Genomic DNA, 13,347 nt, shown 5'->3' on the forward strand with positions numbered 1-13,347 from the left:
TTCCTTTCTTTTGGTGATTTGGTTGTGGTGACTTAATTATATCAAAGTTGGACGATTCTTTTTTATGTTTTATGCAAAAAAAGAGGTTGCCCAAAAGTAACTATTCAGCTACTTTTGGGACAACCTCTTTTTACAATGTTAAATATGCATAATCTCATATGACCTATACGAAAAAGTATTGTATACTTTAAAACTATACGATACTTTTTCGTATAGTTATAGAATGTAAGGAGTGACGAGATGGGAAAGACAAGTAAATATGTGACAGCTGCCGCACTTTGTTCAACTATAGTAATGGGAGGCTTACAGGCTTCATCTGTATCTTATGCAGCTACGAATCCAACTGTAGTGACATCACAATCAGATGCAAAGTTGTTAAATGATTTCAGGATAGAATTAAAAAAACAGATTGATAATCGAGAAGAGAATATTACAATCACATATAAAACGAAAGATAGAAATGCTAGAAATGTTATGGACCAATTGTATGACGAGTTTAATAAAATTGTAGATGCAGATGAGTATGTAAAGTATAATGTAGCGTCTACTCGATATTCTATTAAAGGGTTACCAGGAAACTATACGTTTACACTGCAAGTGAAGTACCGTGAATCAAAAGAGCAAACACAATATGTACAATCTCAGGCGAAAGCGATTATCAGCTCGATTGTAAAGCCAGGGATGGATGAGAATGAGAAAGTAAAAGCTATTCATGATTACGTTGTAAAACACGTATCTTATGATACGTCTTATCAAGCGTATACAGCATATGAAGCGTTAGCGAATCGTTCTGCCGTTTGCCAAGGATATACGTTATTAACATATGAATTGCTAAAAGAAGCGGGTATCCAAAACCATATTGTAACAGGTACAGGAAATGGACAAGCTCACGCATGGAATTTAGTAAACATTGAAAACAAGTGGTATCATCTTGATACGACATTTGACGATCCAGTGCCAGATAAAGCTGGGCGCGTAACATATTCATATTTTAATATGTCTGATGAGCAATTAAGTAAAGATCATGAATGGGATCGTAGTAAATATCCAGCAGCAACTACAAGTTATTTTGGTGAATTAACAAACAAAATAAAAGCTGGTAGTTCGAAAACTCCCGTATACGAGCAAATGTTAAAAGATACGAATTTAAAATATTTATCAGCACAATATGGGGCTGAAAATTATAATGAATTTAAGCAAAAGTTGCAGCAACAATTCGCTTCTAAGCCAGAAAAAGTAGAAGTACGATATAAGCAGTCTATGGATGGAACAATGCAAGATATAAAAAAAGTGTTAAATGAAATAGATTGGCCAAAAGGTGCAAAACGTGTATCTTATCAAGTAGCACCATATAGTGCAATGGCAGATTATTCATTAGCAACAATTACATTTACGTATTAATTAATCAACAACATGAGGATTGTTTGCAGGACTTACTAGAGAAAAGAGTAGGGATGTATCGTTAACGTATAAAAAAGAAGCTAATGAGATTAGCTTCTTTTTTATGCTCTATTTCCACCAATCATCAAACATTGACGCTGGTACTTGTCTCTTATGTTCACTTACTTTGTAACGCTTCTCAATCTTCTCAGCAACGTCAGCTGGAACTGCTTTACCTTCTAAATAATCATCTAATTGATCATAAGTAATACCTAACTCTGTTTCATCAGCTTGACCTGGTTTTTCATCTAATAAATCAGCTGTTGGCATTTTTAAGTACAGTCGCTCGTCTGCGCCTAACTCTTGTAATAATGCACGTCCTTGGCGCTTCGTTAATCCCGTTAATGGTAATAAATCTGCACCACCATCTCCGAATTTTGTAAAGAACCCTGTTACAGCTTCTGCAGCGTGATCTGTTCCGATAACAAGTAGCCCTTTTTGTCCACCAATTGCATATTGAGTAACCATACGGATACGTGCTTTCACGTTACCTTTATTGAAATCTGTTAATGATTCACCCAATAAGTTTTCATATTGACTTGAGAAAGAATCAACTGTTGAAGCGATATCAAATGCAACAGATTGATCCGCTTGAATAAATTGTAATGCTAATTGCGCATCATCTTCATCTTTTTGCACTTTATAAGGTAGGCGCACAGCGATAAACGTTGCGTTACCACCTTCATTACGAATTTCCTCAACTGCAAGTTGAGCTAAACGTCCAGCTAGTGTAGAGTCTTGTCCGCCACTAATTCCAAGTACAAATCCTTTCGCACTCGTTTTTTTTACATAATCTTTTAAGAAATCAATTCGTTTACGGATTTCTTCTTTTGGATCAATTACAGGTTGAACATGTAATGCTTTCATAATCTGTTCTTGTAATGTCATTATGTTTTCCTCCTATTCATATTAAAGCGGTAAATAAATTTATATGTATATTGGTACATACTTCTATCCTTTATTATTTCGCAAAACTAACGAATATACAATAGGATACGTGTATGAATATGAATGTAGTCATTATAATGAAACTGCTTCGTTTAAGCAATTTTTTTGAAACCTTTCAATAATGTAAGGTTTTTGTCATTTGAATCGATGGAAGGTATTTCCGTACTTTACTAATATAAAAACATAGTTAGTAGAAAGAAGGGCGGAGAAGTAATATGAACATTAGAGAACTCGCATATCGGAATGTAACGCGAAATAGACGGACATACTCAGCCTATTTTTTGAGTAGTGCATTTGCTATTATGGCCTTTTTTGTGTATTCATTTTTTGCGTTTCATCCGGCATTAAGTGCAGGAGAATTGGGTCAGTACGTATTCGTAAGTATGTCTTTTGCACAGTCCATTATTTACTTATTTACATTTTTCTTTATTTTATATTCGATGGGAATGTTTTTAAAAACGAGAAAGCGTGAATTAGGAATTTTAATGATGTTAGGTATGACGAAATATCAATTAAAGCGTCTTATCTTCTTTGAAAATATTATGATTGGGATAGGGGCAATTATTTTTGGAATTCTTGTAGGAATGTTGTTTGCTGGAATATTAATATTTGTAGCCCCGATGATATTAAAATTAGATGTTTCCTTAGTTTATTACATACCAATGAAAGCCATTGCTGTAACGAGTATTATGTTTTTTATATTATTTATGATCATTTCATTGTTTAGTGCAGGAATGATCCGGAAAAATAAAATTATGAAATTGTTTAGAGGATCAGCAGAAGCGAAGCCGGAACCGAAAGCATCCATTATTTCTTCTATATTAGCAGTCATATTACTTAGTACGGGATATGCAGGAGCGCTTATGTCACACGGCGCAATGGTATTTGTCATGATGATTCCAGTTACAACGGTAGTCATTATTGGTACGTATTTGCTGTACAAGCAGTTGAGTGTCTTTATTATTAGACTATGCAAAAAAAGTAAACGTTTCTATTGGACACAGACAAATATTATTACGTTATCAGATTTAGCTTACCGTATGAGAGATAACGCAAGAATGTTTTTTATTGTAACCATTATTTCAACTGTAGCATTTTCAGCAATAGGTACATTAGTTGGCTTTACATCAATGACAAAGACGATTATGGAGAGACCAATTGCGTTTCACTATCATTCTAAGCAAGGAAATAGTACTGAATCACAGCATATACAAATGATTGACGAAGGATTAAAGAAATATAATATAGCAGCTTCAAAAACTAATATTTCCACGAAGAAAACGGAGGAGCAGTGGTTAAGAAGCGCCGCCTTTATAAAAGAATCAGACTATAAGGAATATGCAAAGTTAACGGGAGAACCCTTTAATGTAGTATCAAATAAAGAAGCTTTATTTTTGTCAGTCGATATACCAGGACCTCCGATGAAAGAAAAAAAAGAAATTACTTTGCCACATTTGAATGAACCTTTAAAAGTGAAAAAAGTTAATACTTCTTCATTAAGTAAAATAATAAGAGGTAACGTTTATGTAATCTCGAACAATCAGTATGATGCATTACAAGATGGATTTAAAGAGGGAAAAGATTATGTGTACAAAACAGAAGGAACGAAAGATGAAATTGAGGTTGGTAAAGAACTAACGCATCAGATGAAGCCTTATGAAGAATATGCAACGTTTAGTGCAGAAGAGTACGAACAAAACCAAAGTTTACAAATTGCAGGGCCAATTCTATTTGTAGGTTTCTTTATTGGTATTGTATTTTTCGTATGTGCAGGAAGCTTCCTTTACTTCCGTTTGTTTTCTGATTTGGAGGATGATGCTCGTTTGTTTGAAATGATTCGAAAAGTAGGCTTAACGAGCGGAGAATTATCGAAAGTAGTTACCATTCGATTGGCACTTTTATTCTTCGTTCCAATAGGGGTTGCAACATTACACGGGGCAGTAGCGTTAACTGCACTCGGACAGATGTTTGAGTACTCACTATTTAAAGAAAATGCGATAGTATTAAGTATTTTCGTAGGAATTCAAGTTGTATATTTCTTACTGATACGATCTCGTTATTTAAAACAATTGAAAGAGAGATTATGTATTCGTTAAATGTGTTTTTTTAACTTGAGTACAAAATTTTCTAAAAAGAGGCAGGTATTACCAAAAAGTGATAAAATGGAAAAAGCGAGGTGGAAAAATTAATAAAAAATAAGGGGGGAAGTAATATGAAAGCAACAGGAGTTATTCGAAAAGTAGACGAATTAGGACGAATTGTTATTCCTAAAGAATTACGTGATGTATTGGGAATACAAATTAAATCACCGCTTGAAATTTTCGTAGAAGAAGACAAAGTCATTTTACAAAAATATCAACCTTACAATGCTTGTCAAATAACAGGTGATGTTTCAAATCAAAACATATCATTAGCAAATGGAAACATTACTGTTAGTATAGATGGAGCGAAATATTTAATAAAAGAAATAGAGAAGTTTTTAAACAAGAGTGAGGTTTAGTCTTAATTTATATTATTTTTAAAATTTCATATCATTCTTTAAAAACTATAAAAAGACCATTAAATGATATTATCCCCTTTAGGTAGACAGTGTAAAAAAGACCATGTACACACATGGATATTACACTATTACTTGGAGGGGATTTTCCATGACTAAAAAGGATCAATATTTAATACATATTCCGAAGAATTAAAGCTATCAGCTGTTCAAAGTTATTTAAACGGAGAAGGAAGTTACAATATGATAAAGGAAAAATATCAGATTAGAAGTTCTACCCAGCTTAAAAATTGGGTCGAAAAATATAAAGAATGTGGTGAGATTACAGATACTCGCGGGAAAAATGGGGGAATGAAAGGTATACCAAACCCTCTAAAAGGAAAACGTGTTTATTTTAAGACGATTGAAGAGGAACGTGACTACTATAAGGCACAGGTTGAATGTTTAAAAAAGCAGTATCCAAATCTATAAATGGAGGCGTACTAAAATATAAAGAGAGATATCATATCATTGAATCATTAAAGACAAAATATTCATTTATATGGCTTATGAAATTTATGGGTGTACATCGTTCAAGTTACGATAAGTGGATTCTATAAACATGCTCTTTGAATGGTACATGCAAGATATTTTATGTGCGAAACGTGCATGGTGCCAATTTAGCGATTTAAGTGTGACATTAACCCATTTACATAAGGCGTTCGGTATTTTTTTTCGTCTTTGCTATTTGTATGGTTATAAATTTGAAGATGTTGTACATGCCTACAAATAGAAGAATGAGGAAAACTTTGTACGTCAAGCGAGCGGATAGTAAGACCTAATTTGAATTTTATCAGAAATGAGGGGAACGAAATGAAAGTAACAGTAATATTTGAATACGAACTAGATGAAAAACAAAAAGAGAAATTTGAAGATATAAGAGCGGATGAAGGAGAATTTGAAGCGTTTGATTTTTAGAGGATTTAGTGAAAAAAGATATAGATGTTGCTGAGGTTGTTGCAACAGAGTATAAAGATTAAAAAACTAAACAAAAACGTTATTTGAATAGAAAATGGCAGCTTAAAATTCAAGGGTGAATCAGCTGCCAATAGAGTAGTTATTAAATCTTATTATTAAGCTTTTAATTTGGATTCTTGCTCTTATTTCGAGAAGTAATTATACCGAAAATTGCACCAGATATTGCACCGATTAAAGTTGGTAAGAGTATACTCCATGCTGCAAATGACATAATTATACCTCCTAATAATAAAATGTTTTAACTATAAATTCATTATATAATAATTTAAAGATGTACATAAGGCAATCTTAGGAAGTTAAAAAAATAGTTATTTGAAAAAAGACCTCTTACGGAAAGATAAGAGGTCATCAAAAAGATGTTGTATTTGAAACACGTGATGTTTCATAAATGAATCATAACATATATCCATATATTAAGTATATATAATATTAATGAGCAAAATGAATAAAGGTATACAAAATCCTTATTTTGAGTAGGAGGTGGTGCGTATCTTAATAATTCTTAGATATTAATTAAAATGAGTTTAAAACCCAAAAAGATATGTGAAAAAATTGTGTAAACACATTTAAATAAAAATTTCATTTTGTAGAAAAGGGGAATGGATATGGCATCGGGTTGCATCATGGGGCAATGTCCAATTTGTGAGGAATGGGTTTATGAAGATGAAGTTATACTTGATCAACATGATAATACACTTCACAAATCATGCTTTCATTCCAGGAATAATGATAAGAAAATAATTTATCAGTTACAACAAGAATTATTAAAAGCTGAGAAACGAATAGAAGAACTTGAAAAGCAAATTAGAAACGGACAGCTTGCTCTTTTCTAAATTTAAAAGAGCAGCTAGCAAAAGCTAACTGCTCCACTCATGGAATGTGGTTAATGGGTTGTCTGTAGTATTGACGGAATATTTATTTTAAATTCATTTTTTCAAAGGTGAACATTCCAGCTGACATGATAGCTGCACCTACTACAGAACCTAGCCAGTCTCTCCAACCTAATGTATTTAAAGATGAACCTGATAAATTCATAATCATGAAGAAAGAAAATGTCAATATACCGAATACGAGACTTCTCCAAAATGATTGTAAAAACTGCATCTTTTCCTTTCGAGAGTTGTTCATATGATCATCCTAACTAATACTTTGTATTTTTATAAATAAATTATTGCATGTATGAAGATCGAAAGTAAAGAATATGCAATATTGCATATTGGAACTGAACAAAATAATCCTTTTTGTGATATAGGTAAACAGATAAATAAATTAGGAACTGCTTTAGGGGGAACCTATGTAGGTGATAAACCGAAAAAGAGAACGAAAGTAGAATGGGATGTATTATGTGAGAAAACGTTAATAATGCAGGAGCTTGGAATGACATATGATGTCGAAGGGGAATTGCTTCTGTGTGAAAAAAATCCCAAAATATTAAGAATTACTAAAAGTACTGTTCAAACTACTTTAGAAAGTGCCGGGTATACTTGTTAATGATTAAACCAATAGTAATTATCGTAGGCGCTGCCGTGAACTGGGTGGCGTCTTCTTTGTCGTTAAGGAAAGGTCAGCGCAAACGTGTTGCGTTTTGCAAAACAAACTCAACAAAAACCAAATATTATAAAAATGATTCAAAAACCCTCTAATGTAACACATCATATATTTTGTTACGGAAATTTCGATAAAAATAGAGGTATTTAAACGTCCTATTTGGGTCTAATCTAGGGGGACTTAAACGCCAGATGGATTCTTTTTTTACTGTCTACCTATAGGGGATAATACCAGACCATAAATTGGTCCTTTTATTTTGAGTATTGGTTGTACCAATAGGATTTGTGGTGCCTAAAAATTACGAGATAAATAAAAGAGTAGTATAAAATTAGTAAGCTATATTGAGAAATATTTTTTAGGAAGGAAAATGAAACGAATAAAACGAATGTTACATTTAAACGTTTTCAAAAGTGGTCTGAAATGAAAATAATATATTTTCAGGAGGGATTACGATGAATAGTAGTACAGCAAATAAACAAAAAGGTATACAATTGATTCCTTTTACAGTAGATAAGGTGGTTGAACAAGTAAATGAAATTCCACCAGGTGTACAACTCATTCATGCTCCACAAGTATGGGAGAAGAGTGCGAAAGGAAAAGATATTGTCGTTGCCGTATTAGATACAGGGTGTGATATGAATCATATAGATTTAAAGGATCGCATTATCGGCGGAAGAAATTTTACGAAAGATTACGAAGGGAATCCAAATATTTATCTTGATAATAACGGCCACGGTACTCATGTAGCGGGGACAATTGCAGCGACTGAAAATGGTGTCGGTATTTTAGGAGTCGCACCACTTGCTAAAATGTTAGTGTTAAAGGTTTTAGCGGGAGATGGTTCTGGAAGTTATGAGCAAATTATTGAGGCGGTTCATTATGCTGTAAATTGGAGAGGGCCTAATAAAGAAAGAGTTAGAGTCATTTCAATGTCACTTGGTGGCCCGCAAGACGTTCCAGAACTACATGAAGCAATTCAAAACGCGGTAAAGCAAGATATTCTCGTTGTATGTGCTGCTGGGAATAATGGAGATTGTAATGATAATACGGAGGAACTAGATTTCCCAGGTGCTTACTCGGAAGTAATTGAAGTCGGCGCTGTCAATTTAGAACGGAAAATCTCATGTTTTAGTAATTCAAATCAAGAAATTGATTTAGTGGCGCCAGGCGATGGAATATTATCTACGTATCCTGAGGGGAAATATGCGGTTTTAAGTGGTACTTCTATGGCGACACCGCATGTTGCTGGAGCGATCGCATTGCTCATTAAGCAGTGTGAGAGAGAGTATGGTAGAAAGTTATCAGAGCCAGAAATATATGCACAACTGATTAAAAGAACTGTACCTTTAGGATATGAACGTACTTCTGAAGGAAATGGATTAATAGATTTATTAAAAGAATAGTAAATACTAAAAAACATCTCATATTTATATGAGATGTTTTTTAATATGGTTCTGTCGCATGTAATACGACATCTAATAAACCGGGGAATCTAGCATTTAAGTCATCTTCACGAATTGAAATGAAACGTTGTGTGCCTTCAAGGCGTGTATACATAACACCAGATTCACGTAAAACTTTGAAATGGTGAGATAAAGTTGATTTCGCAATTGGAATGTTTAACGCACCACAAGATTGTTCATGTTTCTCTAGTAGCATAGTTACAATTTGTAAACGAATTTGATCGCTAAGTGCATATAAGACAGAAGAGAATTGAATTTCTTCTCGATTTGGATGATAGAGAGTACGCATTTTTTCACCTGCTTGTATAAGTTAATATATTTGCACTATAACATATAAAGTGGTATATTTCTATTGTTCGAACATATTCGAACAATAGAAATATAGGGGGAGAAAAAATGAAGTATACAAAATTGCAAAAGGCAGGACTAAATATTTCGAAGTTGGGGTTAGGAACAAACGCTGTAGGGGGACATAATTTATATGCTGATGTGAATGAGGGAGAAGGAAAACGATTAATAGAAGAAGCTATGGGGCAAGGGATTACATTTTTTGATACAGCAGATTCATACGGTTTCGGTAGATCAGAGGAATTGGTAGGGGAAGTATTGAAAGGAAAACGCCACGAAGTTGTACTTGCTACAAAAGGTGGAATACAGCCGTTATTAAATGGAGAGGCTTATATTAATAATGAACCAAGCTATTTAAGAAATGCTGTAGAAAATAGTTTAAGAAGATTACAAACGGATTATATTGATTTATATTATTTACATTTTACAAATCCAGAAATAAGTTACATAGACTCAATTGGAGAGCTTACTCGCCTAAAAGAAGAAGGGAAAATTCGTTCAATTGGAATATCTAACGTAAACGTAAAGCAATTACAAGAAGCGAATCAGCACGGACATATAGATGTTGTACAATCACCGTATAATATGTTAAATCGTACTGCTGAGGAAGAACTTTTGCCGTATTGTATAGAATCAAGTATTTCATTTATTCCGTACGGGCCTCTTGCCTTTGGGATACTAGGTGGGAAATATACAGAAGATTTTAAATTAAGTAAAGGTGATTGGCGTCAAAGTGTAAATCTATTTGAAGAAAATACGTATAAGAGTAACTTTAAAAAAGTTGAGAAGTTAAAAGGCTTAGCTGAAGAAATAAATTTTGAAGTATCGCATTTAGCTTTAGCGTGGTTATTAAACAAAAAAGGAATTGATACTGTTATTCCTGGTGGGAAACGAGCGGAGCAAATAAGAGAAAGTGTAAGAGCGGTGGAAGTTTCATTAAATGAAAAGGTTATAAAAGAGATTGAATCTATTTTAGAAGATTAGTTAAAAAGAGGGATAGTCCCCTCTTTTTATATAAAAGGAGAAGGTTTAAATGAAAAGAGTACTAGTTGTATTCTTTACAATAATGTTTATGATCGGTACAGATACTTTCTTAATTGCACCACTTTTACCCACATTACAACAGGTGTATCATATTTCAACTGAGTTGTCAGGGTGGATGGTGAGTTCATATGCTTTAGGATACGCTGTATTTGCACTTATCGCCGGCCCTATATCAGATGGCTTAAACAGAAAAAAAGTGATGGTAATAGGAATGAGTTTTTTTGCGTTAAGTACGTTTTTATGTGGAATGACGCCGAGTTTTTTATGGATGTTAACATTTAGATTTTTAGCAGGTGTAAGTGCAGCCTTTGTATCTCCACAAGTGTGGGCATCTATTCCGCTTCTTATAGAGAAGGAACAAATTGTAAAGGCAATTGGGATTGCAACAGCAGGGTTATCAATCTCTCAAGTTTTAGGACTGCCAGTTGGATCATATTTAGCGATGATACATTATACAACACCATTCTTCATCATTGGTATATTATCAGCGCTACTTGTCCTTCTTATTTATGTAGTATTACCAGAAATACAACCGGTTCATATTAGTGGAAATAAAACAAACATCTTAAAGCGCTATAAACAATTACTTTCAGATTCAAAGGTTTCACTTTCCTATTTTGCATATTTTGTTTTTCAAACTGGTAATTTTGCTGCATTTTCATTCTTCGGTGTGTGGCTTTCTATTCAATTTCACTTACAAGTTCATGAAGTAGGAACAGCTATGCTCGTATTAGGATTAGGAAATTTAGCAGGGAATATTTTTGGCCCTAGAATCGTAAATAAAATTGGTTATAACCTTTCTTTCTATGGTGGAATTGTATTTACAGCAGTACTATATGTATTACTTCCTCATGTAAAGAACATTATATTTGTGGAGTTATTATTCTTTGTTTTATTTTTTGTGACAGGAATTTTGTTTGTATTGATGATGAGGCACTTACAAAACATGTCTAGCGTAGCAAGAGGAACAGGAGCCGCTCTTGCTAATGCTTCTATGTATATTGGTCAAATGATAGGAGCAGCAATAGCAGGATTGCTATTTGCAGCATCTCATAATTTTATATTTGTAGGTAGTTTTACTGCGTTATTATATATTGTAGCTTTATTTCTGTTTAGAAAAAGTGAAAAACTAACTGAGAATCGTGAAGCAACAATTGCGTCATAAAGCCTGTACAAATAAAAAAGCTTTATCTTTTTCTGAGGTGACATCAAATAAAACGAGTCCAAGAAGTGCAGTTAGTCTACCGATGAAAATATTAGTTAAAAACCTAATATGAAACATATTAAATTAATATTAGAAGGGGGAGGAAGGAGGTGCTAATGTTGGAATCTCTTTTTAATAATAGATAAATATTTTGCAATTCAGAAAGAATAAAAGTAATAATACATGAAGGAATTTTTGAGTGCAGAGGGTAAAAAAAGTAGATAAATAATAGAACGGTATTGTAACAAAATTAAGGGAAATCTCAAAAATAAAAAATCCCTATAGAGATAGGGATTTATATATCGGCATATAGTCCCTTGAAAAAGGATATACTTAGTTTAACATATAGGACTACTTATATTTGTGAAATAAATGTGAAAATAATGTGAAAAATACCGTAATAAAAAGCACTGTTTTAGCTAATTGAACTAAAACAATGCTTTTCTTTTTGATTGAACAGTTGCTGCATTTTCATCATGTATGCCTGCATCTTTAATAATTCGTTGTCTTGCTTTATTTAATAGATGGTTTACTGCTTCACCAAAATAGTTAGCTTCGCTTTTTGTGCGGGCTTCTCGTAAACATTTATAGTTTTCTAGCAGTTCCTCTTTTTCAGTGTTTGTTAAGAAATCTTCTATTTTCTTTTTTGTCATACGAAACACCCTTTCTTCTGACAAACGACGCAATAGAAAATATTTATTGTTTATTATAACAATATTTTTTAAAGAAAGTATAGACTAACGTCGTAATAATTTGTCAATTTCTTGAATCTTCTCATCTACTTTCCCAATTTGTGTATTTTTAGCCTGCTCACCACCAAGTGCTTGATGTAGTAAGAAAGTCTGACCGGAAATAGCAGTGACAATGGATACTTTAATAATTTCTTTTATTAAGGTGACATCGAATAAAACGAGTCCAAGAAGTGCAGCTAGGCTACCCGTGAAAATATCAGTCAAAAACCCAAAGTGAAAAAAGGTTTTCAAACGGCGTGGAAGCAATAACTTACCTTGGTTATTGATCAGATGGGAAACGAAACCAGTAATGCCACCAACGAGTACAGCAGTTAGCCATTGATACATTTCCATCGAATCCACTCCTTTTAGTGAATAAGATTCGATTATTTTATATTGATTCCTTTTAATATTTCATATAAGCATATTGAGAAAGTTTGTTTGGATGTACTCCTTATTCAATTCAATTTAATTATAACAGAAAAATCTGATATATAGCAGTCTATGATATGAAGAGAGTATTTATTAATATGAATATAAAAAGGGGTGTGCGATATGAATATAGATTATCGAATAAGAAGTGTAGATGGTTATACAAAAAATATAGGGCAATTAGTAAGCATGCTGGAGCATACGAGGGCTGTAACATTACAGGAAATAAACGATCTATCAGTTGGGCAATTAGATTCAATTATGCCAAGTGGAGGGAATTCCATCGGAGCTTTATTAAAGCATATAGCAGCTATTGAAAAAGCACATCAGCTTATTTCATTTCAAGAGCGTGACTTTACAAAAGAAGAATTAGAAATATGGGAAGACGCACTGTATTTAGGGGAATCGGGGAGAACGATTCGTGGACATGAAATACAGTATTATGTACAACTTCTACAAAGTGTTAGAGAAGAATCTCTGAAGTATTTGAGTGAACAAGATGATGAGTGGCTAATGTCAGAAAAGAAGTGGCCTAACGGTGTAGCATATAACCAGCACTATCTTTGGTTTCATGTGCTAGAAGATGAAATTAGTCACCGTGGACAAATTAGAATGATGAAAAATAAATTATTTGAAAATTACGTTAAATAAGGTGGCTTTTTAAATGAATATTCC

15 protein-coding genes and 1 pseudogene are annotated in these 13,347 nt (G+C 33.2%); 11 read left to right on the forward strand and 5 right to left on the reverse strand.

What is annotated here, in order from left to right:
• The first annotated feature begins 240 nt into the window (after positions 1–240).
• On the forward strand, positions 241–1,401 hold the full coding sequence (locus CO726_RS25785; protein ID WP_099686145.1) for a transglutaminase domain-containing protein: 1,161 nt from the start codon (positions 241–243) through the stop codon (positions 1,399–1,401).
• Positions 1,402–1,509: 108 nt separating this feature from the next.
• On the opposite strand, the gene nadE is transcribed toward CO726_RS25785, so the two are convergent.
• A complete protein-coding gene (gene nadE / locus CO726_RS25795) occupies positions 1,510–2,328 on the reverse strand; it encodes an ammonia-dependent NAD(+) synthetase (RefSeq protein ID WP_099686146.1) in 819 nt (272 codons plus the stop codon).
• A gap of 275 nt (positions 2,329–2,603) precedes the next feature.
• Between nadE and CO726_RS25800 the strand changes: the two genes are divergently transcribed.
• The 5 genes and pseudogenes from CO726_RS25800 (at position 2,604) to CO726_RS25825 (ending at position 6,735) form a co-directional block, all read left to right on the forward strand.
• Entirely contained in the window at positions 2,604–4,484 is a 1,881-nt protein-coding gene (locus CO726_RS25800) for an FtsX-like permease family protein (protein WP_099686147.1), read from the forward strand.
• Between the two features lie 116 nt (positions 4,485–4,600).
• Entirely contained in the window at positions 4,601–4,888 is a 288-nt protein-coding gene (locus CO726_RS25805) for an AbrB/MazE/SpoVT family DNA-binding domain-containing protein (RefSeq protein ID WP_000648331.1), read from the forward strand.
• Between the two features lie 240 nt (positions 4,889–5,128).
• Positions 5,129–5,356 carry a hypothetical protein gene (locus CO726_RS25815; protein ID WP_245916762.1) on the forward strand — a complete coding sequence of 76 codons (228 nt, stop codon included), beginning with the start codon at positions 5,129–5,131 and terminating at the stop codon, positions 5,354–5,356.
• A 121-nt stretch (positions 5,357–5,477) separates the two neighbouring features.
• Positions 5,478–5,657 (forward strand): annotated as a pseudogene (locus CO726_RS32625) (dUTP diphosphatase); the annotation flags it as partial.
• A gap of 850 nt (positions 5,658–6,507) precedes the next feature.
• Positions 6,508–6,735, forward strand: a complete 228-nt coding sequence (locus tag CO726_RS25825; RefSeq protein WP_245916763.1) for a hypothetical protein — start codon at positions 6,508–6,510, stop codon at positions 6,733–6,735.
• 82 nt (positions 6,736–6,817) lie between these two features.
• Here CO726_RS25825 and CO726_RS25830 read toward each other — a convergent pair whose 3' ends face one another.
• Complete coding sequence (locus CO726_RS25830) at positions 6,818–7,030, reverse strand: hypothetical protein (protein WP_099686150.1); 213 nt, start codon at positions 7,028–7,030, stop codon at positions 6,818–6,820.
• A 51-nt stretch (positions 7,031–7,081) separates the two neighbouring features.
• Between CO726_RS25830 and CO726_RS25835 the strand changes: the two genes are divergently transcribed.
• Both CO726_RS25835 and CO726_RS25840 read left to right on the forward strand, forming a co-directional pair.
• Positions 7,082–7,393: a hypothetical protein gene (locus tag CO726_RS25835; RefSeq protein ID WP_136699853.1), complete on the forward strand. Its 312-nt coding sequence runs from the start codon at positions 7,082–7,084 to the stop codon at positions 7,391–7,393.
• A 509-nt stretch (positions 7,394–7,902) separates the two neighbouring features.
• The gene (locus tag CO726_RS25840) at positions 7,903–8,853 is read left to right on the forward strand and encodes a serine protease (RefSeq protein ID WP_098760570.1); all 951 of its coding nucleotides are present in this window, start codon (positions 7,903–7,905) and stop codon (positions 8,851–8,853) included.
• A gap of 40 nt (positions 8,854–8,893) precedes the next feature.
• On the opposite strand, the gene CO726_RS25845 is transcribed toward CO726_RS25840, so the two are convergent.
• Positions 8,894–9,202 carry an ArsR/SmtB family transcription factor gene (locus tag CO726_RS25845; RefSeq protein WP_098760569.1) on the reverse strand — a complete coding sequence of 103 codons (309 nt, stop codon included), beginning with the start codon at positions 9,200–9,202 and terminating at the stop codon, positions 8,894–8,896.
• A gap of 107 nt (positions 9,203–9,309) precedes the next feature.
• On the opposite strand from CO726_RS25845, the gene CO726_RS25850 reads away from it, so the two are divergent.
• Together CO726_RS25850 and CO726_RS25855 are read left to right on the forward strand one after the other, a co-directional pair.
• A complete protein-coding gene (locus CO726_RS25850) occupies positions 9,310–10,245 on the forward strand; it encodes an aldo/keto reductase (RefSeq protein WP_099686152.1) in 936 nt (311 codons plus the stop codon).
• A 49-nt stretch (positions 10,246–10,294) separates the two neighbouring features.
• Entirely contained in the window at positions 10,295–11,470 is a 1,176-nt protein-coding gene (locus CO726_RS25855; protein WP_099686153.1) for an MFS transporter, read from the forward strand.
• Positions 11,471–11,937: 467 nt separating this feature from the next.
• Here the strand turns inward: CO726_RS25855 and CO726_RS25870 are convergent, their stop codons facing one another.
• Together CO726_RS25870 and CO726_RS25875 are read right to left on the reverse strand one after the other, a co-directional pair.
• The gene (locus CO726_RS25870) at positions 11,938–12,162 is read right to left on the reverse strand and encodes a hypothetical protein (RefSeq protein ID WP_098760566.1); all 225 of its coding nucleotides are present in this window, start codon (positions 12,160–12,162) and stop codon (positions 11,938–11,940) included.
• A gap of 84 nt (positions 12,163–12,246) precedes the next feature.
• Complete coding sequence (locus tag CO726_RS25875) at positions 12,247–12,594, reverse strand: DUF4257 domain-containing protein (RefSeq protein ID WP_097829756.1); 348 nt, start codon at positions 12,592–12,594, stop codon at positions 12,247–12,249.
• 201 nt (positions 12,595–12,795) lie between these two features.
• On the opposite strand from CO726_RS25875, the gene CO726_RS25880 reads away from it, so the two are divergent.
• On the forward strand, positions 12,796–13,323 hold the full coding sequence (locus CO726_RS25880) for a DinB family protein (RefSeq protein WP_099686154.1): 528 nt from the start codon (positions 12,796–12,798) through the stop codon (positions 13,321–13,323).
• Positions 13,324–13,347 lie beyond the last annotated feature (24 nt).

Source organism: Bacillus fungorum, from assembly GCF_002746455.1.
GTDB lineage: Bacteria > Bacillota > Bacilli > Bacillales > Bacillaceae_G > Bacillus_A > Bacillus_A fungorum.

Bases quoted from the DNA above. Each gene is read 5' to 3' on its own strand.
- CO726_RS25800 (WP_099686147.1), top strand. From the start codon at position 2,604: ATGAACATTAGAGAACTCGCATATCGGAATGTAACGCGAAATAGACGG.
- CO726_RS25815 (WP_245916762.1), top strand. From the start codon at position 5,129: ATGATAAAGGAAAAATATCAGATTAGAAGTTCTACCCAGCTTAAAAAT.
- CO726_RS25835 (WP_136699853.1), top strand. From the start codon at position 7,082: ATGAAGATCGAAAGTAAAGAATATGCAATATTGCATATTGGAACTGAA.
- nadE (WP_099686146.1), bottom strand. From the start codon at position 2,328: ATGACATTACAAGAACAGATTATGAAAGCATTACATGTTCAACCTGTA.
- CO726_RS25840 (WP_098760570.1), top strand. From the start codon at position 7,903: ATGAATAGTAGTACAGCAAATAAACAAAAAGGTATACAATTGATTCCT.
- CO726_RS25805 (WP_000648331.1), top strand. From the start codon at position 4,601: ATGAAAGCAACAGGAGTTATTCGAAAAGTAGACGAATTAGGACGAATT.
- CO726_RS25880 (WP_099686154.1), top strand. From the start codon at position 12,796: ATGAATATAGATTATCGAATAAGAAGTGTAGATGGTTATACAAAAAAT.
- CO726_RS25825 (WP_245916763.1), top strand. From the start codon at position 6,508: ATGGCATCGGGTTGCATCATGGGGCAATGTCCAATTTGTGAGGAATGG.
- CO726_RS25870 (WP_098760566.1), bottom strand. From the start codon at position 12,162: ATGACAAAAAAGAAAATAGAAGATTTCTTAACAAACACTGAAAAAGAG.
- CO726_RS25830 (WP_099686150.1), bottom strand. From the start codon at position 7,030: ATGAACAACTCTCGAAAGGAAAAGATGCAGTTTTTACAATCATTTTGG.
- CO726_RS25855 (WP_099686153.1), top strand. From the start codon at position 10,295: ATGAAAAGAGTACTAGTTGTATTCTTTACAATAATGTTTATGATCGGT.
- CO726_RS25845 (WP_098760569.1), bottom strand. From the start codon at position 9,202: ATGCGTACTCTCTATCATCCAAATCGAGAAGAAATTCAATTCTCTTCT.
- CO726_RS25850 (WP_099686152.1), top strand. From the start codon at position 9,310: ATGAAGTATACAAAATTGCAAAAGGCAGGACTAAATATTTCGAAGTTG.
- CO726_RS25875 (WP_097829756.1), bottom strand. From the start codon at position 12,594: ATGGAAATGTATCAATGGCTAACTGCTGTACTCGTTGGTGGCATTACT.
- CO726_RS25785 (WP_099686145.1), top strand. From the start codon at position 241: ATGGGAAAGACAAGTAAATATGTGACAGCTGCCGCACTTTGTTCAACT.